Here is a 17932-nt window from a genome sequence, read left to right on the forward strand (position 1 = left end):
GACCCAGTGTCCGCCCGGCGGGCTCGCCGCGCGACGGGGTCGACGCGGCGACGCCGCGACGGTATCGTGACGGCCCACGCGAGCTCACGGGAGAGCCGGAGAGGAGGGGGACCGGTGCCCGCCGCACGAACACCCGCGACCTCGGCCCTCGGCCGGATGCTCGCCGAGATCCTCGACGGGACGATCGCCGCGGAACCGACGGTTCTCGAAGAGGGCGGCCTGCCCTCGGTGTTCCCGGTCACCGAGCTCGCCACCGCGTCGGTGGCCGCGGCGGGGCTCGCGGTCGCCGACCTCGTCGCGGCGATGGGGCAGCCCCCGCCGCGGGTCGAGGTGGACCGCAGGCTCGCGTCGTTCTGGTTCGGCTCGTCCATCAGACCGCAGGGGTGGGAGTTACCGCCCGCCTGGGACGCGATCGCGGGTGACTACCTCGCCGCGGACGGCTGGATCCGGCTGCACATCAACGCCGTCGCTCATCGCCGGGCCGCGCTCGCCGTGCTCGGCGTCGCCGCCGACCGCGAGCGGGTCGCCGCCGCGGTGTCGACGTGGCCGGCGGACGAGCTGGAGGCCGCGGTCGTCGCGGCGGGAGGATGCGCGGCGGCGATGCGCTCGGCCGAGCGGTGGGAGGCGAGCGAGCCGGGGCGCAGCGTCGCGGGCGAGCCGCTCATCCGCTGGGCGGACGGCGGCCCGGGGGACGCCGCCCCGCTCGCCGACTGCGCGCGACCCCTGGCGGGCGTCCGCGTGATGGACCTGACGCGCGTGCTCGCCGGCCCCGTCGCCACACGGTTCCTCGCCCAGCTCGGCGCCGACGTGCTGCGCATCGACCCGCCGTGGTGGGATGAGCCGGGTCTCGTCCCCGACGTGATGCTCGGCAAGCGCTCCGCCCGGCTGGACCTGCGGGAGGCCCGAGATCGCGAGCGCCTTCTCGACCAGCTCGCGGGCGCCGACGTGCTCGTGCACGGCTACCGACCCGGCGCGCTCGACGGGCTCGGCCTCGACCGCGACGTGCGACAGCGCGTCCGTCCGGGCCTGATCGAGGTGTCCCTCGACGCGTACGGGTGGACCGGTCCCTGGGCGGGCCGGCGCGGCTTCGACAGCCTCGTGCAGATGAGCACCGGCATCGCCGAGGCCGGCATGCGGCTGCTCGACCGCGACCGGCCGACGCCCCTGCCGGTGCAGGCGCTCGACCACGCGACCGGATACCTCATGGCCCACGCCGCCGTCCGCGCCCTCGCCGTGCGCCTCCGCACGGGGCGCGGCAGCAGCGCGGCGCTGTCGCTGGCGCGCACCGCGCGGCTGCTCACCGCCGACGGACCACGCCCGGCGGGGGAGTCGCTCCGGCCGGAGGACGAGCGCGACCTCGCGGCGGGCGTGGAGCGCACCGCGTGGGGTCCGGCCCGTCGGCTGTCCCCGCCGGTGTCGATCGCCGGCGTCGAGATGAGGGCCGAGCTGCCCGCACGCGGCCTGGGGAGCGAGGTCCTCTAGTGGGCGCGGGTCTGGTCGTCGGCAGGTGTCGGATCCCCGGCGTCCGCGGTCGCGGCCAGGGCGTCGAAGAAGCCGCGCAGGGTCTCCCGCTCCTCGGCCGTGAGGCCGGCCACCACGTCGAAGCGGCGCGCATGGCTGCGCCCGACGCTCGCCCGGGCGGAGCGGCGGGTCTCCTCGGTGACCTCGATGGCGAGGCTCCGACGGTCGCTCGGATGCGGGAGCCTGCGAATGTGGCCGCCGTCCGCGAGCCTATCGAGCAGCTTGGTGGTGGAGGCGGTCGAGATGCCGAGATGGGCGGCGATGGCCCCCGGCGTGACGACGACGCCCTGGCGGTGGGCCGCGATGAGGAAGCGGAGCGCGCGCATGTCCGACTCGCCGAGCTTCATGTACCGCTGGGACTCCTCGTTCATGGCGCGCTCGGCCTCGCGCCACCGGCCCATGGCCTCGAGGACGGCCACCACCTGGGCCAGTTCCTCCTCGGAAAGATGCGATCGGCGCACGAGTTCCTCTTCCGGGTCCGTCGTGCGCGGGTCGTGCATCACCACGCGCGACGATCCCCGTGGTGTCAGCTCGGCCATGCGTACGAGATTACTCGACAGCGGCTAGACATTATGCTCATCATGTAGCTAGCCTGTCTAGTAATCAAGATCTGGAGCAAAGTGGAAGACACACTCGAGCGCGTGATCCTGCTGGACGAGCAGGGAGAGCCCTGCGGCGCCGCCCCCAAGAACACCGTGCATCACGCGGACACCCCGCTGCACCTGGCCTTCTCGTGCCACGTCACCGACGACAGCGGGAGGGTGCTGATGACGCGCCGCTCTCTCGCCAAGCGGGCCTGGCCCGGCACCTGGACCAACGCGTTCTGCGGACACCCGCAGCCGTTCGAGCCCGTGCCGGACGCGGTCGCCCGGCGGGCGGACGACGAGCTCGGGCTCGCGCTCGCCGACCTGCGCCTCGTGCTGCCCGACTTCCGATACCGCGCCGTCGACGCGTCGGGCGTCGTCGAGAACGAGGTGTGCCCGGTGTACACAGCACGCGCCGTGGGCGAGCCGGTGCTCGACCCGGAGGAGGCCATGGACGCGCGCTGGGTCGAGCCGGCCGAGCTCGCGGCGGCGCTGCAGGCGGCACCCTGGGCGTTCAGCCCCTGGCTGGTGCTGCAGGCGCGCGAGATGTCGGCGACCGACGGCAGGATCTCGGCGGCCGCGTGGCGGCGGGAGCAGGAGCTGTGACCGTGGCGACGGCTGAGCCGGGGCTCGAGGACGCCATCGAGGGCTACTTCGCCGCGAGGATCGCGCGCGCCGAGACCATCGGCGAGCAGGCGGCCCAGCTCTGGCGTCGTGCCGCCGAGGCCACGCGCGGCGGGAAGCGCCTGCGCCCCCGCCTCGTGCTGCTGGCGCACGACGCGCTGGGCGGGAGGGCGCGTCGATCCGCGGTCACGGTCGCCGCGGCGTTCGAGGTGCTGCACAGCGCTCTGCTGCTGCACGACGACGTGCTCGACGGCGACCTGGTGCGCCGCGGCCGTGCCAATCTCGCCGGCCAGTTCGCCGACACCGCCCTCGAGACCGGCCTCGGCTCGGAGGCAGCGACCGCTTGGGGCGCGGCGTCCGGGCTGCTCGCGGGCGACCTGCTGCTCAGCGGCGTCCACGCGATGATCGCGCGCATCGACAGCCCCGCCCGCCCGGAGATCCACGAGATCGTGGACGACGCGGTGTTCCTCACCGCCGCCGGTGAGCACGACGACATCGGCTTCGCGCTCGGCGCCGTGCCCGCGGAGGCCCGGGACATCTGGCGGATGATGGAGCGCAAGACCGCCGCCTACTCGTTCGCCGCCCCGCTGCGGGCCGGCGCGGCGCTCGCCGGAGCGGACGCGTCGACCGCGCAGACCCTTGCTCGGATCGGCACGGGCCTCGGCCTCATCTACCAGCTGCGAGACGACGTCCTGGGCGTCTTCGGAGCGGAGGAGCTCACAGGCAAGAGCGCGACGGGCGACCTGCGGGAGGGCAAGCGCACGCTCCTGATCGCCTTCGCGTCCCGCGAGCCGGCGTGGCAGGACGTGGCTCATCTGCTGGGCCGCAGGTCCCTCGAGGACGAGGACGCCGATCGGCTCCGGGAGGCCATCGTCGCATCCGGCGCGCGCGCCGCGGTCGAGGAGCTCATCGCCGAGCAGCTGGCCCAGGTGGACCAGGAGCTCCTCTCCTCGGGCCTGCCCGAAGAGCTGCGCGTGGAGCTGCACGCCATCGGGCGGATGTGCGCGGAGCGCGACGCATGACCGCGTCCACCGGTCTGGCGCTCTACACGCGGACTGCTCGTGCGTCGTCGGCGCGCGTCATCGGCGCCTACTCGACGTCCTTCGGCCTCGCGAGCCGCCTGCTCCCGCGCACGGTGCGCGGACGCGTCGCCGACGTCTACGCCCTCGTCCGCGTCGCGGACGAGATCGTCGACGGCCCCGCGACCGAGGCGGGGATGGGCGGCGCCGACAAGCGCGCGGTCCTCGACGCGCTCGAGGCCGAGACGCTCTCGGCGATCGCGCACGGCTTCAGCGCGAACCTGGTCGTCCACGCCTTCGCCGTCACCGCGCGGGAGACCGGCATCGGGGCCGAGCTGATCCGGCCGTTCTTCGAGTCCATGCGGATGGACACGCGTGAGATGCCGGCGCTCGACGAGGAGGCGTACCGACGGTACATCCACGGCTCGGCGGAGGTCGTCGGGTCGATGTGCCTGCGCGCCTTCGCAACCGAGGACCCCCGGCTGCGCCTCGACGACGAGCTCGAGGAAGGCGCCCGCCGTCTCGGCGCCGCGTTCCAGAAGGTGAACTTCCTGCGAGACCTCGCCGACGACGTCGAGCGCCTCGGCCGGGTGTACCTGCCCGGCGTCGACCCCGCGCGCTTCGCCGACGTCGACAAGGACCGGTTCGTGGACGAGATCGCCGAGGACCTGACCGTCGCCTCCCGCGCCATCGTGCGGCTGCCGCCGGCGTCGCGACGTGCGACCGCCGCCGCCGCGGGCCTGTTCGACCGGCTGAACGAACGGCTGCGCGCGACACCCGCCGCCGAACTGCTGCGGCGACGGGTGTCGGTGCCGCGGGCGGAGAAGCTGCGGGTCGTGGCCCGCGCAGCGCTCGGCCGGGTGCCCGCATGACCGCGCGTCGGCGCGTCGTCGTCATCGGCGGCGGCATCTCCGGCCTCGCGACCGCGGCGCTGCTCGCTCGCGAGGGCGACGACGTCACGCTGGTCGAGGCGCGCGACGAGCTCGGCGGGCGTGCGGGCCGCTGGTCGTCCGACGGGTTCGTCTTCGACACCGGCCCGTCCTGGTACCTGATGCCCGAGGTGTTCGACCACTTCTTCCGTCTGCTCGGCACCTCGGCGGCCGAGCAGCTCGACCTCGTGCGCCTCGACCCGGCGTACCGCGTCTACTTCGAGGCGGAGCCGGAGCCGTTCGACCTGCCGGGCTCCGACGCGAGGGACGCTCTCGTCTCGCTCGACCCCGCGGCCGCGGACCGTCTGGACGCCTACCTCGCGTCGGCCGCCGAGACCTACGATCTCGCGACGTCGAAGTTCCTGTACAGCACGTACGAGTCGCTGCGCCCGCTGCTCGGACGCGACACGCTGGCCCGGCTGCCGCGCCTCGCGCGGCTCCTCGGCGAGCCCCTCGACCGCTTCATCCGGCGGCACACCGACGACGTCCGCGTACAGCAGGTGCTCGGATACCCCGCGGTCTTCCTCGGGACGTCGCCCGCCGCGGCCCCCAGCATGTACCACCTGATGAGCCACCTCGACGTCGGGCAGGGGGTGCTGTACCCGCGCGGCGGCTTCGGCGCGGTCATCGACGCGATCGCCCGGCTTGCCGAGAGCCACGGCGCAGAGCTGCGCACCGGAACGCGCGCGCGCCGCATCTCGGTCCGCGGGGGAGTCGCGACCGCGGTGGACGTGGAGCGCGCCGATGGCACCGTCGAACACCTGTCGGCAGACGTCGTCGTCTCGAGCGCCGACCTGCACGTGACCGAGCAGCGCCTGCTCGCCCCCGAGCATCGCAGCCGCCGCGAGTCGTGGTGGGAGTCGCGCGATCCGGGGCCGGGTGCGGTGCTGGCGCTCCTCGGAGTGCGGGGAGAGCTGCCGGAGCTCGCGCACCACACGCTGTTCTTCACGCGGGACTGGGAGCGCGGCTTCGACGCGATCTACGGCTCGCGGCCGCACATCCCCGACCCGGCGTCGATCTACGTCTGCCGGCCGAGCGCCACCGACGACGTCGCGCCCGAGGGCCACGAGAACCTGTTCGTGCTCATCCCCGTGCCCGCCGATCCCGGCATCGGCGAGGGCGGTCTGGACGGCGGCGGCAGCCCGGCCGTGGAACGAGCGGTGGACGCCGCGATCGACCAGGTCGCGTCCTGGGCGGGCGTGCCCGACCTGCGCGAGCGGATCGTCGTGCGCCGCAGCATCGGACCGGCCGACTTCGAGCGCGAGTACGGCGCGTGGCGCGGCGGGGCGCTCGGACCGGCGCACACGCTGCGCCAGAGCGCGGTGCTGCGCGGCAGCAACGCCTCGTCCCGCGTCGGGGGCCTGCTCTACGCGGGGGCGACGACGATCCCCGGGATCGGCCTGCCCATGTGCCTCATCAGCGCCGAGCTCGTCGTCAAGAGGCTGCGCGGCGACCTCTCCGCCGGTCCCCTCGAGGAGCCCCGGTGAGCCTCGTCTACCTCGCCTGCCTGCTCGTGTCGCTCGCCGGCGTGGTCGCGCTCGACCTGCGCCACCGTCTCTTCCTCGGCAGGTCGCCGCTCCGCGCGATCGCCGTGCTCCTGGCGGGGACGGCGTTCTTCCTGGCCTGGGATCTCGCGGGCATCGGCCTCGGCATCTTCTTCCGCGCCGAGACGTCGTTCATGACCGGTGTCCTGCTCGCGCCCGAGCTGCCGCTCGAGGAGCCGGTGTTCCTGCTGTTCCTCTGCGAGCTGACCATGGTGCTCGTGTGCGCCGCCGAGCGCCTGCTCGATCGTCGCGCCGCCGCCGACACGGCCACGGCGCGCCGGGGAGGCGAGCGCCCATGACGTACGCCGTGCTGTGCGCCGCCTTCCTCGCCCTCGCCCTCGCCGCCGCCGTGCTGCTGCGGCTCACGGCGCCCGCATCGGCGCGTCCCTTGCGGCCGTTCGGCCCGCAGGCGCTCGCCGCGGTCGCGCTGATCGTCCTCACCGCGGTGTTCGACAACGCGATGATCGCGGCCGGCCTGTTCGCCTACGACGACGCCCGCATCTCCGGGCTCCGCGTCGGCGCGGCGCCGATCGAGGACTTCGCCTATCCGCTGGCCGCCGTCATCCTGCTGCCGGAGATCTGGCGGCGCGTCCGCCTGGGGGATCCGGTCCGGCCGGGCGATCGCGGACCGTCGCGTCGCGACGAGCCCGCGGGGAACAGAGGGGAGGGCATGCGATGATCCGCGACCTCCTGATCGCCTCGCGTCCGCTGAGCTGGATCAACACCGCGTATCCGTTCGCCGCCGCGTACCTGCTCGCCGCGAGAGAGGTCGACGCCGCCCTCGTCGTCGGGGCGCTGTTCTTCCTCGTCCCGTACAACCTCGCGATGTACGGCGTGAACGACGTGTTCGACCACGCGTCCGACCTGGCGAACCCGCGGAAGGGCGGGGTGGAGGGGGCGCTGCTGCCCCCGAGTCGCCATCGGGCCGTGCTGATCGCCGCCGCGGTCGCGTGCCTGCCGTTCGTCGTGGTGCTCGTGGCCTGGGGCTCTCCGCTGTCGTGGGCGGTGCTGGCGGTCAGCCTCTTCGCCGTCGTCGCCTACTCGGCGCCGCCCTTCCGCTTCAAGGAGATCCCGGTGCTCGACTCGATGACGTCGAGCGTGCACTTCGTCAGCCCCGCCGTCTACGGCGTGGCCCTCGCCGGCGGCTCGTTCGACGCGCGGCTGCTCGTCGTGCTGGCCGCGTTCTTCCTCTGGGGCATCGCCAGCCATGCGTTCGGCGCGGTGCAGGACGTCGTGCCCGACCGCGCGGCGGGCATCTCCTCCATCGCGACGGCCTTCGGGGCGGCGCCCACCGTGCGCCTCGCGATCGCCGCATGGACCGCCGCCGCCCTGCTCATGCTGACGGCGGGTCCGCCCGGGGCCTGGGCGGCGCTGCTGGCGCTTCCCTACCTGTGGATCGCCGCCCCCTTCTGGAGGGTCTCCGACGACGAGTCCGGGCGCGCCAACCCCGGCTGGCGCCGGTTCCTCTGGATCAACTACGTCTGCGGCTTCGTCGTCACGATCCTCCTGATCGTCTTCGCGATGCAGACATCCTCATGACCGCCCTCGACCCTGGAGATCCTCCCGTGGACACCATCGAAACCGTCGTCCCGTTCGCCTCGCCCGCCACGCGGGCGGGAGAGCCCTACGCCACCGCCCCGCAGCGCTACGACGGGCTGCTGCTGGCGGGCTTCGGCGGACCGGAGGGGCAGGACGACGTCATCCCCTTCCTGCGCAACGTCACCCGCGGCCGCGGGATCCCCGACGAGCGCCTGGAGGAGGTCGCCCACCACTACCGCCACTTCGGCGGAGTGAGCCCGATCAACGCCCAGAACCGTGCGCTCAAGGCCGCCCTCGAGGCGGAGCTCGCGCGCCGCGGGATCGACCTGCCGGTCTACTGGGGCAACCGCAACTGGGCGCCCTATCTCGACGACGCGGTGCGCGAGGCGGCCGACGACGGGCGACCGCGTCTGCTCGCGTTCGCGACCAGCGCCTACAGCTCGTTCTCCAGCTGCCGCCAGTACCGCGAGGACTTCGCGCGCGTGCTCACCGAGACCGGACTGGCCGGCACGGTCACGATCGACAAGATCCGCCAGTTCTTCGACCACCCGGGGTTCGTCGACTCGTTCGTGCCCGGCGTCGTCGAGGCGCTCGCCGAGCTGCGCGGCGCCGGGGGAGCGGCTCCTCGCGTGCTGTTCACCACGCACAGCATCCCGATCGACGACGCGCGCCGCTCCGGGCCGAGCGAGCTCGGGCTCGGCGACGGCGGAGCCTACGAGGCCCAGCACCGCGCCGTCGCGGAGGCCGTGATGCAGCGGGTCGTCGAGCGCGACGCGCGGATGGCCGACGTCGAGTGGGAGCTGGTCTACCAGTCCCGCTCGGGGCCCGCGTCGCAGCCGTGGCTCGAGCCCGACATCTGCGACCGGATCGCCGAACTGCCGGGAGAGGACGTCGAGACCGTCGCCATCGTGCCGATCGGCTTCGTGAGCGACCACATGGAGGTCATGTGGGACCTCGACAACGAGGCCCTCGAGGCGGCGGAGGAGGCGGGTATGCGCGCGATCCGCACCCCCACCCCGGGCGTGGACCCGACGTTCGTCACCGGCATCGTGGACCTCGTCGAGGAGCGGATGGCGGCAGTGCCGCGAGAGCAGCGCGTCCACGCGACCGAGTACGGTCCGTGGTTCGACGTGTGCCGCCCCGCGTGCTGCGAGAACGTCCGAGCGGGCTTCCGCCCCGCCGCGGCGGGCATCGCGCCGTAACCTCGCGCCGGCAGGAGAGACCCGCACGACGCATTCATCGAGACAGACCACCGAGCACGGCGACAAGACGAGGAGGTGGGCGACATGGCCCACGACGAGCTGTCCTTCCCTGCGGACGCGCTGAGCGCGCCGACCGGCGCCGAGGAGGCGCTGCGCGCCGCGCGACGATCCGACGGTGAGCCCCCGCGCGTGCTCGTGCTCGGCGCGACCGGGTATCTCGGCGGCCGGCTCGTGCCGCGTCTGCTGAACGGCGGGTACCGCGTGCGCGTCCTGTCCCGCTCGGCCCAGCGCATAGCGGCGCTGCCCTGGGCCGATGACGTGGAGGTCGTCGAGGGCGACGCGGCCGACGCCGATGCGATGGCGCGCGCGACGTCCGGCGTCGACGTGCTCTACCACCTCGTGCACTCCATGACGAGCGGGCGCGGTTTCGCCGAGACCGACCGCGCGATCGCCGAGAACGTCGCGCGGCGATCGGCCGACCACGGCGTCTCGCGGATCGTGTACCTCGGCGGCCTGCATCCCGACGGCGTCGAGCTGTCCCCCCACCTCGCCTCCCGCACCGAGGTGGGGGAGATCCTGCTCGCTTCGGGCGTCCCCACCCTCGTGCTGCAGGCGGGGGTCGTGATCGGATCGGGGTCGGCGTCGTTCGAGATGGTGCGCCACCTGACCGACGTCCTGCCGTACATGCCGGCCCCGAGGTGGGTGCGCAACCGCATCCAGCCGATCGCCGTGCGCGACGTGCTCTACTACCTGCTGGCCGCGGCGCGGGTCGATCCCGAGCTGAGCCGCGCCGTCGACATCGGCGGGCCCGACGTGCTGCGCTACGGGCAGATGATGAACGGCTACGCGGTCGAGGCCGGGCTCCGCCAGCGCGGGATCGCCGCTCTGCCGGTGCTGACCCCGCGCCTCGCCTCGCACTGGGTGGGGCTCGTCACGCCCGTGCCGCGGCAGATCGCCCAGCCCCTGGTCGAGTCGCTGCAGCACCCCTGCGTGATGGCCGACCACGCGATCGACGAGATCATCCCGCCGCCGCCGGACGGGCTGACCGGGTACCGCGAGTCGGTGCGCCTCGCGCTCGGGCGCATCGAGATCGACCAGGTGGAGACGAGCTGGGTCGACGCGACGGTCTCCCGCGCGCCCAGCGACCCGCTGCCGAGCGACCCCGAATGGGCCGGCCGAACCGTCTTCACCGACCGCCGGACCCGCCGCACGACGGCCGACCGCGACGCGGTGTGGTCGGTCATCACGCAGATCGGCGGCGCCAACGGCTGGTACTCGGCGTCGGCGCTCTGGGCGCTGCGCGGCTGGCTCGACCGCATCGTCGGAGGCGTCGGCCTGCAGCGCGGGCGCCGGACCCGCTCGCGTGTGGTGGCGGGCGACGCGATCGACGTCTGGCGCGTCGAGGCCGTGGACCCGGGGCGGCTGCTGCGGCTGCGGGCCGAGATGTGGACGCCGGGCAGCGCCTGGCTCGAGCTCGGCATCGAGGACGCGTCGGACGGCGTCGCCTACTGGCAGCGGGCGGTGTTCTTCCCGCGCGGCCTCGCGGGCAGGCTCTACTGGCTGGCCATGCTGCCCTTCCACGGCCTGATCTTCAGCGGCATGGTGAGCCGCATCGTCTCGACCGCGGAGAAGACGGCCGCCGAGGGCGGCGCCGCGGACTGCGGCACCGCGGACGGCGGCTAGGCACCGTCGTCGTTACTTAGGTTGGCGTGACAGCTTGTGTCACGCTAATCTCAGTGAAGAGGTGATCCCCATGTCCATGGACGTCGATGCTCTTCGCACGGTTCAACGTGCGCCCTTGCGAACGGTGCGACCGCAGGATCTCGACGGTGTACTGACGCATTCCCGTCGGACGATCGGTCGGCTGGTTGAGGCTGGCGCGCTCGTCCGAATCGCTAAAGGGGTGTACACCGCGCCCCCAGACGGTCGGGACGGCCGAGCCTGGAAGCCGACGCTCGAAGACGCGGCACTGGCGATAGGCACGGCGCGATTCGGCAACCGCCGAGTGGTCTTGATGGGTTTGGGGGCAGCGCGGCACTGGGCGGCGATTCCGAGAGCGATCGGTGTGACGACGATCGCCGTGCCGGAGGCCGGACGCCCGCCGGTCGAGGTGGACGGTGGTGGAAAGGTGCACATGATCCCCCGCGACCTCGATCGCCTCGATGCTGTCCTCGAGCGTACGGAGCTGGGCCCCGCTCTCGTGACGACCCCTGCGCAGACCATCTACGACCTCACCATGAAATCAGCCCAGGGCGGCATGCCCGCCGAAGCGGATGCGGCAGTGCGCCATTTGCTCGCCCAAGTCACCCGAACGGAGCTCGCGGAGGTCGTAGAGGCGCGCGGACGCGCGAACGACGCGCTCCGGACGACGCTCGCGGAGATGGGATCACAGGATGAGCGCAGCTGAGCAGCCGGGCCAGCGGCGCTCTCGCACCGCACGCCCTCTCGGAGCGAATCGCGGCAACGACTCGTCCCTACGCGGTGTGCTGGACGAGCACGAGCGTTCGAAGGTGCAAACACTTTTCGGCGTCGCTGCCGAACAAGTTGTTCGCGATCACGCCATCTCGCATGCTCTCGCGGCCATCGGTTCGGTCGTATCCGACGACGTGGTGTTCTTCGGCGGCACTGCCCTCGCCCGCACACACCTCTCCGATGTTCGGTTATCGGAGGACATAGACCTGATCGCGCGTGGTGATCGTCGTGAGATCGGCGACCGGATCGAGGATGCGATCACTCGGTCGTTTCGTCGCGCCTTCGGCCGAGTGTCGTTCACTCCTCGCATCCGCAGCACCGATCATCCGGCCCCCTCGGTCATGCAGGTCGCGGACATCCGCATACAGATCCAGCTGCTGTCCTGCCAGGGGTACCCCGACTGGCCGACAGAGCTCGTCGACATCGAGCAGCGCTACAGCGACGCGCCGCCTGCGAGGATGCGCGTGCTGACGGCGCCTGCATTCGTCGCGTCGAAGCTCGCTTCCTGGAACGATCGAGGGGCCTCGCGCGACCTCTATGATCTCTGGGCACTCGCGAAGGCCGGCAAGATCGATGCCGCGGCGGCGGAACTCTTCGGGAGACACGGACCGTACACCGGGGTGTCGGGTGTCTCTTTCGAGCGGCTGCCGTCTGAGAGCGAATGGCGCGCTGCGCTAGCCCATCAGTGCCGCGTGTCGGTCAATCCGAAGGAAGCCGCGGAAGCCGTCATCGCGGAGTTGGCCACGGTCGGCGATACCTGATCTGCTCCAGCCGACGGCTGTCCCGGGGCGGCGCGCGGCTCAGGAGGACGAGGCGATCAGACCGGGGAACCGGTCGGGGATCTCCCTCGCCAGGTAGCCGACGCCGCCACGGACGGGCGCGAGCAGGCGGTCGGCCGCCGCGTGCACGTGCGTGCCCCACACGGCCGCGCCGACCGGCCCGGTGCCGCGGGCCGCGAACCCGGCGACCGCACCGGCGAGCACGTCGCCGCTGCCGGACGTGCCGAGGCCCGGCCCGCCCTCGCGGAATCGCCACGTCGCCCCGTCCGCCTCGGCCACGAGCGCCTGGGTCGCGACGGCGGCGGCGTAGCGGCGCGCCACCTCGCGGGCCGCGCGCCGCATCGCTCCCGGACGATCCGGCGGGACGTCGTCTTCGCCGAGCAGCACCCCGAGCTCGGTCGGGCTCGGGGTCATCACGAGCCGGCCGCGCAGGGGGTCGACCAGCCCCGGTCGCTTCGCGACGGCGCCGAGCGCGTACGCATCGAGCACGAACGCGGTGTTCTCGCGGGCCTCGGCCGCCAGCGCCTCGACGAGCCGGGCGGCCGAGTCCACGTCGTCGAGGCCGGGGCCGATCAGCACGGCCTGCGCCGAGCTGAGTACCGGCAGGACGGCCTCGTAGGCATCCGGCCGCACGGAGCCCTCCGTCGTCTCCGGCAGGGCCACGACGCCCGCCTCGGGGACGCCGACCCCGAGCGCCGGCGCCACGGAGCGAGCGACCGCCAGCGTGATGCGTCCGGCCCCGACGCGCAGGGCGGCGACGCCCGCGAGCGACACCGCTCCGGGGCTGCTCAGCGCCCCTCCCACCACCAGGACCGTGCCGCGGTCGTACTTCGACGCACCGGGGTCCGGGAGCGCCCAGCGCCGCAGGGCGCGACGGTCGACGGTCCTAGTCCGCGGCGGCATGGGACTCCTCCTCCGCGTCGTCGGGTCTGCCCGGGTCGATGTCGCCGCTGCGCGGCTCGACGTCGTGACGGCCGGCGTGCATCGTGGCCGGGACGCCGTGGCGCTCGAGGTGGGCGACGTCGCCGACGAGCGCGGCTCGCCAGGGGTCGCCCGGAGCCGCGCCGGCCTCGAGCAGCGTGACCGACGCGTTCGGCGCCGGCGCGTCGACCGCGGCGTCGAGCACCCGACGCTCGTCCCACCCCTCGAGGACATAGCGGATGAGATGCACGACGGCCTCGTGCACGAAGACGACGCCGGTGGCCGCGGGCGCCGCGGTCGCGTCCGCGAGGAACGAGCGCAACCGCAGCGCGACGTCCGCCCACGACTCGCCGCCCGGCGGGCGGTAGAAGAACTTGCCGAGGTGCGCGCGGCGCTCGGCCTCGGAGGGGTAGCGCGCGTTCACCCCGTGCGAGGTGAGGTGGTCGAGGACACCCAGCTCGCGGTCGCGGAGACGCTCGTCCAGCCGGAGCGGTGCGCCGAGCCCGGCGGCGGCCAGCGCGAGCTCGCCCGTCCTGGCCGCGCGCCGGTACGTCGACGCCCACACCACCGCGTCGCCCGTGACCCCAATCGCGTCGAGCGCGGATCCCACGGCTCGCGCCTGCGCCTCTCCCGTGTCGGACAGAGGCGTGTCGGCGTCGCGGAACGGCAGGGCGATGACCTCCTCGCCGCCCCGCTCGGCGGCGCTGGCCGCCTCGTTGCCGACGCTCTCGCCGTGCCGGACGATGACGAGCCGCTCGAGTCCCATCGTCCGAGCGTAACGAGCACGTCGCGCTCGGACGACGGGTTGACAGCCGCCGTCGCGGCCGCGTTCAGCGGTCGAACAGGCCGCCGAGGTCGAAGCCCGACACGGCGTCGCCGAAGGAGCCGAGCTCGCCCCCGATCCCGCCGACCGCCTCCTCGATGCCGCCGAGGGCCTCGCCGCCGACGCCCTCCGCGATCGCGTCGAGGTCGACGCCGCCCGTGAGGGCATCGAAGTCGACGCCGAGGTCGGCCGCCTGCGCGAGGAGGGGGCCTGCGACGGCCGTCGCGATCGCTCCGCCGGCCACCGCGGTCAGCAGCCCGCCCGCAGCGGCGCCCGCGCCGGCGGCGAGCGCCATGCGGCCGCGTCCGCCGCCGCCCGCTCGCGCCAGCAGCCCGCGCAGCGAGCCGGGCGTGCGCACCTCCGCGCGCGTTGCCGCCCGAGCGAGGTCGTCGGGGGCCGCGGATGCTGGACGCTCGTGGGGCGGGAGCTCGTCGCCCATGCGCGCCTGCACCTGTGCGCGCTGCTGCGGGCTGAGGCGCGCGAACGCCTCGGCATGCACCTGCTCCAGCTGGCGGGGATCCGCCGTCTGCAGCAGATAGTCGTACCGGGCGATCGCCGCACGGTCCTCCGCCGAGCCGCCTCCCGAGCCGGCGGCGGGCGGCTGCAGCGGGGTCCCCTGCCCGGGGCGGGAGGCGTATGCCGGCTGCGAGCTGCCGGCCGACGACGCGGCGGGGTACGCCTGCGGCGCGCCGCCCTGCGCGCCGGACGCCTGCTGGCCGCCCTGCTCGCCGGTGATCGCGTCGGCCGCCTTGCGGACCATCGCGCGCCAGTCGCCCGAGCCGCCTGCCGCGCCGCCCGCCGCTCCGCCGCGCTGGGACGAGCCGCCGTCCATCTGGTCGAGCGCCTTCTTGGCCATGCCGAACAGCCGGTTCATCTTGCTCATGGTTGCTCCTTCAGAGGTTTTCGGGGGAGGGCGTCGATCAGCGGTCCGACGGACGCTGCTCGACCGGGACGTTCGGCGCCTCGTCGGCGACAGCCTGCCGGCTGCCGCGATCGCCGCGGGTCTTGACGAGGCTCGCCACGGTGGCGATCGTGATCGTCGCCCCGATGAACAGCAGCGAGAACCAGATGGGGATCTCGGGCACCCACGTCACGTGCTCGCCGCCGTTGATGAACGGCAGCTCGTTGACGTGCAGCGCGTGGAAGACGAGCTTCACGCCGATGAACGCCAGGATGACGGCGAGGCCCTGCGCGAGGTAGACGAGCCGCTCGAGCAGGCCGCCGATGAGGAAGTACAGCTGGCGAAGGCCCATCAGCGCGAACGCGTTGGCGGTGAAGACGATGTACGCCTCCTCGGTCAGGCCGTAGATCGCCGGGATCGAGTCGACTGCGAAGATGAGGTCGACGAAGCCGATCGCGATGATCGTGAGCAGCATCGGCGTGACGAAGCGGCGCCCGTCGATCCTGGTCGTCAGCCGGTCGCCGTGGTACTCGTCCGTCACCGGCAGGACGCGGCGGACGAGTCGCATGAACCGTCCGTCCGCCGGGTTGTGGTCGCCGCTGCCGAAGGCCTGGCGCCAGGCGAGGAACAGCAGCAGGGCACCGAACGCGTAGAAGATCCAGCTGAGGTTCTCGATCAGCGCGGCGCCGACCGCGATGAACCCGCCGCGGAGGATCAGCGCGATCACTATGCCGATCATCAGCACCTTCTGCTGGTAGATCTTCGGCACGGCGAAGCCGGTCATGACGATCAGGAACACGAAGAGGTTGTCGACCGACAGCGCCTTCTCGGTGAGGTAGCCCGCGAAGTACTCGCCGCCGTACCGCCAGTCGACCAGCCAGCCGATGCCGACGCCGAACAGCAGCGCGAGGCCGATGTAGAAGGCGGACCAGCGCGCCGACTCGCCGATGGACGGCTCATGCGGCTTTCGCACGTGGGCGAAGAACTCGTAGACGAAGAACGCGATCGTGATCGCGATCGTGATGATCCAGACCAGCGGGGTTACCTGCACGGAGGGACTCCAAGGAGAGAGACGTCGACATGAACGTCAAGGTCTTCTCCACCGGAACGACTGTCCGGCCGGCGGCCCGGGACCCTGCATTGGATCCGTATTGACGGGCCGACCGTCGCTGGGAGTACTCCCCTTGATGGGACGAGGTTACGGCATGTTCTCTATGGCTGGCCTGAGAGCGCCGCCACGGCGTGGCGCCGCTCCGGCGCGATCCGGATCGGCGGGGCCCGCCGGGTCGCGTGCGCGGACGGACGGCACGTCCTCCCGTCCCGACCGCCGCGGGAGATTCCGATCCGTTTCGGGCTCGGCGACGAACAAGCAAGGAACGGTACGAGTGGTCTGCCGATCGAGAGGCGACAGCAATGGCGAATCCCACCGCACGAGCGCAGCAGGCGAAGACCCGTCGCGGGGTCTGGTGGCTGTGGAGCGCGCTCGCCGGCATCGTCAGTGCCGCCGCCTTCCTGGCGGTCGCCGAGCTGATCGCGCTGCTGGTCGCGCGCGAGAGCAGCCCGATCCTCGCGATCGGCGGCTTCGTCATCGACATCGTGCCGCAGCCGCTGAAGGAGTTCGCCATCGCGACCTTCGGCTCGGCCGACAAGATCGTGCTGCTCGGCGGTCTCGGGCTCGCCGTCGTGATCGCCGCCGCGATCGCCGGCATCCTCCAGTTCTTCGCCCGCCCGTTCGGGCTCGTCGTCATCGGCCTCGCCGGTGCGCTCTCGACGGCTGCGATCGTGACCCGCGCCGGCGCGAGCACGCTCGCGTTCGTGCCGCCCGTCGTCGGCACGCTCGTCGGGGCGTTCGTGCTGATCCTCCTCGTCACCCGGCTGCGGCGCTGGGCGGGCGGGCCGGCGACCGCGGATGACGACATCCCGGCGGCACCCGCCGCCGAGCCGCGCGGAATCGCGCGTCGGTCCTTCCTTATCGCGACCGCGGGCGTCGGAGTCGCAGCCGTCGTCGTCGGCGTCGGCGCCCGGCTGCTCAACGTCACGACCGCGTCGCTCGACGCCGTCCGTCGTGAGCTGGCGCTGCCCGCACCGCGCTCGACCGTCACGATCCCCGAGGGCGCCGAGCTCGACGTCGAGGGCATCTCGCCGCTCGTCACACCGAACGCCGACTTCTACCGCGTCGACACCGCTCTCACGGTGCCCAGGGTCGACCCCACGACGTGGCGACTCGTCATCGACGGCATGGTCGACCAGCGCGTCGAGCTGACCTTCGACGACCTCGTGGGCATGGGCCTCGACGAGTACGCCGTGACCTTGACCTGCGTCTCGAACGAGATCGGCGGCGGGCTGGTCGGCAACGCGATCTGGCAGGGGGTCCCGATCCGCGACATCCTGCGCATGGCGGGGCCTCAGGCGGGCGCCGACATGGTCCTGTCGACGAGCGCCGACGGCTACACGGCGTCCACTCCGCTGGAGGCGCTCACCGACGACTCGCGCGACGCGATCCTCGCCGTCGCGATGAACGGCGAGCCCCTGCCGCTCGAGCACGGCTTCCCGGTGCGCATGGTCGTCCCCGGACTCTACGGCTACGTCTCGGCGACGAAGTGGGTCACCGAGCTCAAGGTCACGACGTTCGAGGCGGACGAGGCCTACTGGACGCCCCGCGGGTACGCCGCCGAGGCGCCGATCAAGTTCTCGTCGCGCATCGACACCCCGCGCGCCGGAACGCCGGTGCCCGCGGGAACCGTCGCCGTCGCGGGAGTCGCATGGGCGCAGACCGTCGGCATCGAACGCGTCGAGGTGCGCATCGACGACGGCGACTGGCAGGCCGCGACGCTGTCGACCCCCATCAACGCCGACACCTGGGTGCAGTGGGTGCTCGAGTGGCAGGCCGACGCCGGCACGCACTACGTCGAGGTGCGCGCCGTCAACAAGAACGGCGACACCCAGACCGAGGAGCGCGCGCCGATCGCTCCGGACGGCTCGAGCGGATGGCAGCGCGTGCTCGTCACGGTCAGCGACTGACTGACGGACGGACGGACGCAGGCACGAGGCTCGCCCCGTGCCGCGGGTAGCCT

The 17932-nt window shown here is 73.0% G+C and carries 18 protein-coding genes; 13 read left to right on the forward strand and 5 right to left on the reverse strand.

Annotated features, from left to right (window positions below):
• Positions 1–114 precede the first annotated feature (114 nt).
• Positions 115–1482: a CoA transferase gene (locus tag K5S26_RS19120; RefSeq protein ID WP_221856230.1), complete on the forward strand. Its 1368-nt coding sequence runs from the start codon at positions 115–117 to the stop codon at positions 1480–1482.
• On the opposite strand, the gene K5S26_RS03950 is transcribed toward K5S26_RS19120, so the two are convergent.
• Positions 1479–2060, reverse strand: coding sequence for a MarR family winged helix-turn-helix transcriptional regulator (locus K5S26_RS03950; protein ID WP_246603578.1), 582 nt, complete (start codon positions 2058–2060; stop codon positions 1479–1481). The two genes, K5S26_RS19120 and K5S26_RS03950, sit on opposite strands and share 4 nt — an antisense overlap.
• An 81-nt stretch (positions 2061–2141) precedes the next feature.
• Between K5S26_RS03950 and idi the strand changes: the two genes are divergently transcribed.
• The 11 genes from idi (at position 2142) to K5S26_RS04005 (ending at position 12195) form a co-directional block, all read left to right on the forward strand.
• Positions 2142–2711, forward strand: coding sequence for an isopentenyl-diphosphate Delta-isomerase (gene idi, locus K5S26_RS03955; protein WP_221856232.1), 570 nt, complete (start codon positions 2142–2144; stop codon positions 2709–2711).
• A complete protein-coding gene (locus K5S26_RS03960) occupies positions 2708–3751 on the forward strand; it encodes a polyprenyl synthetase family protein (RefSeq protein WP_221856234.1) in 1044 nt (347 codons plus the stop codon). Before idi ends, K5S26_RS03960 begins: the two co-directional genes overlap by 4 nt.
• Complete coding sequence (locus K5S26_RS03965) at positions 3748–4620, forward strand: phytoene/squalene synthase family protein (protein ID WP_221856235.1); 873 nt, start codon at positions 3748–3750, stop codon at positions 4618–4620. Before K5S26_RS03960 ends, K5S26_RS03965 begins: the two co-directional genes overlap by 4 nt.
• Positions 4617–6164, forward strand: a complete 1548-nt coding sequence (gene crtI, locus K5S26_RS03970; protein ID WP_221856237.1) for a phytoene desaturase family protein — start codon at positions 4617–4619, stop codon at positions 6162–6164. The genes K5S26_RS03965 and crtI overlap by 4 nt, the downstream gene beginning before the upstream one ends.
• On the forward strand, positions 6161–6520 hold the full coding sequence (locus K5S26_RS03975) for a lycopene cyclase domain-containing protein (protein ID WP_221856239.1): 360 nt from the start codon (positions 6161–6163) through the stop codon (positions 6518–6520). Before crtI ends, K5S26_RS03975 begins: the two co-directional genes overlap by 4 nt.
• Positions 6517–6900, forward strand: coding sequence for a lycopene cyclase domain-containing protein (locus tag K5S26_RS03980; RefSeq protein WP_221856241.1), 384 nt, complete (start codon positions 6517–6519; stop codon positions 6898–6900). The genes K5S26_RS03975 and K5S26_RS03980 overlap by 4 nt, the downstream gene beginning before the upstream one ends.
• Positions 6897–7760, forward strand: coding sequence for a prenyltransferase (locus K5S26_RS03985; protein WP_221856243.1), 864 nt, complete (start codon positions 6897–6899; stop codon positions 7758–7760). Before K5S26_RS03980 ends, K5S26_RS03985 begins: the two co-directional genes overlap by 4 nt.
• Entirely contained in the window at positions 7757–8962 is a 1206-nt protein-coding gene (locus K5S26_RS03990; RefSeq protein WP_221856244.1) for a ferrochelatase, read from the forward strand. The genes K5S26_RS03985 and K5S26_RS03990 overlap by 4 nt, the downstream gene beginning before the upstream one ends.
• Before the next feature lie 84 nt (positions 8963–9046).
• Positions 9047–10645, forward strand: a complete 1599-nt coding sequence (locus K5S26_RS03995) for an SDR family oxidoreductase (protein WP_221856246.1) — start codon at positions 9047–9049, stop codon at positions 10643–10645.
• A gap of 70 nt (positions 10646–10715) precedes the next feature.
• On the forward strand, positions 10716–11369 hold the full coding sequence (locus K5S26_RS04000) for a type IV toxin-antitoxin system AbiEi family antitoxin domain-containing protein (protein WP_221856248.1): 654 nt from the start codon (positions 10716–10718) through the stop codon (positions 11367–11369).
• Positions 11356–12195: a nucleotidyl transferase AbiEii/AbiGii toxin family protein gene (locus K5S26_RS04005; protein WP_221856250.1), complete on the forward strand. Its 840-nt coding sequence runs from the start codon at positions 11356–11358 to the stop codon at positions 12193–12195. The genes K5S26_RS04000 and K5S26_RS04005 overlap by 14 nt, the downstream gene beginning before the upstream one ends.
• A 39-nt stretch (positions 12196–12234) precedes the next feature.
• Here K5S26_RS04005 and K5S26_RS04010 read toward each other — a convergent pair whose 3' ends face one another.
• The 4 genes from K5S26_RS04010 to K5S26_RS04025 all read right to left on the reverse strand — a co-directional run bounded on the left by K5S26_RS04010 (position 12235) and on the right by K5S26_RS04025 (position 15909).
• Positions 12235–13116, reverse strand: coding sequence for an ADP-dependent NAD(P)H-hydrate dehydratase (locus K5S26_RS04010; protein ID WP_221856252.1), 882 nt, complete (start codon positions 13114–13116; stop codon positions 12235–12237).
• Positions 13100–13900 carry a histidine phosphatase family protein gene (locus K5S26_RS04015; RefSeq protein ID WP_221856254.1) on the reverse strand — a complete coding sequence of 267 codons (801 nt, stop codon included), beginning with the start codon at positions 13898–13900 and terminating at the stop codon, positions 13100–13102. The genes K5S26_RS04010 and K5S26_RS04015 overlap by 17 nt, the downstream gene beginning before the upstream one ends.
• 64 nt (positions 13901–13964) lie before the next feature.
• The gene (locus K5S26_RS04020; RefSeq protein ID WP_221856256.1) at positions 13965–14840 is read right to left on the reverse strand and encodes a cation-transporting ATPase; all 876 of its coding nucleotides are present in this window, start codon (positions 14838–14840) and stop codon (positions 13965–13967) included.
• A gap of 37 nt (positions 14841–14877) precedes the next feature.
• Positions 14878–15909, reverse strand: a complete 1032-nt coding sequence (locus K5S26_RS04025) for a TerC family protein (RefSeq protein ID WP_221856258.1) — start codon at positions 15907–15909, stop codon at positions 14878–14880.
• 362 nt (positions 15910–16271) lie between these two features.
• On the opposite strand from K5S26_RS04025, the gene K5S26_RS04030 reads away from it, so the two are divergent.
• Complete coding sequence (locus K5S26_RS04030) at positions 16272–17879, forward strand: molybdopterin-dependent oxidoreductase (RefSeq protein WP_221856260.1); 1608 nt, start codon at positions 16272–16274, stop codon at positions 17877–17879.
• Positions 17880–17932: the final 53 nt, after the last annotated feature.

It is taken from the genome of Microbacterium marinilacus, assembly GCF_019753765.1.
Taxonomy (GTDB): Bacteria; Actinomycetota; Actinomycetes; order Actinomycetales; family Microbacteriaceae; genus Microbacterium; species Microbacterium marinilacus.

Bases quoted from the DNA above. Each gene is read 5' to 3' on its own strand.
- K5S26_RS03950 (WP_246603578.1), bottom strand. From the start codon at position 2,060: ATGGCCGAGCTGACACCACGGGGATCGTCGCGCGTGGTGATGCACGAC.
- K5S26_RS03965 (WP_221856235.1), top strand. From the start codon at position 3,748: ATGACCGCGTCCACCGGTCTGGCGCTCTACACGCGGACTGCTCGTGCG.
- crtI (WP_221856237.1), top strand. From the start codon at position 4,617: ATGACCGCGCGTCGGCGCGTCGTCGTCATCGGCGGCGGCATCTCCGGC.
- K5S26_RS03980 (WP_221856241.1), top strand. From the start codon at position 6,517: ATGACGTACGCCGTGCTGTGCGCCGCCTTCCTCGCCCTCGCCCTCGCC.
- K5S26_RS03985 (WP_221856243.1), top strand. From the start codon at position 6,897: ATGATCCGCGACCTCCTGATCGCCTCGCGTCCGCTGAGCTGGATCAAC.
- K5S26_RS03990 (WP_221856244.1), top strand. From the start codon at position 7,757: ATGACCGCCCTCGACCCTGGAGATCCTCCCGTGGACACCATCGAAACC.
- K5S26_RS03995 (WP_221856246.1), top strand. From the start codon at position 9,047: ATGGCCCACGACGAGCTGTCCTTCCCTGCGGACGCGCTGAGCGCGCCG.
- K5S26_RS04000 (WP_221856248.1), top strand. From the start codon at position 10,716: ATGTCCATGGACGTCGATGCTCTTCGCACGGTTCAACGTGCGCCCTTG.
- K5S26_RS04005 (WP_221856250.1), top strand. From the start codon at position 11,356: ATGAGCGCAGCTGAGCAGCCGGGCCAGCGGCGCTCTCGCACCGCACGC.
- K5S26_RS04010 (WP_221856252.1), bottom strand. From the start codon at position 13,116: ATGCCGCCGCGGACTAGGACCGTCGACCGTCGCGCCCTGCGGCGCTGG.
- K5S26_RS04015 (WP_221856254.1), bottom strand. From the start codon at position 13,900: ATGGGACTCGAGCGGCTCGTCATCGTCCGGCACGGCGAGAGCGTCGGC.
- K5S26_RS04020 (WP_221856256.1), bottom strand. From the start codon at position 14,840: ATGAGCAAGATGAACCGGCTGTTCGGCATGGCCAAGAAGGCGCTCGAC.
- K5S26_RS04030 (WP_221856260.1), top strand. From the start codon at position 16,272: ATGGCGAATCCCACCGCACGAGCGCAGCAGGCGAAGACCCGTCGCGGG.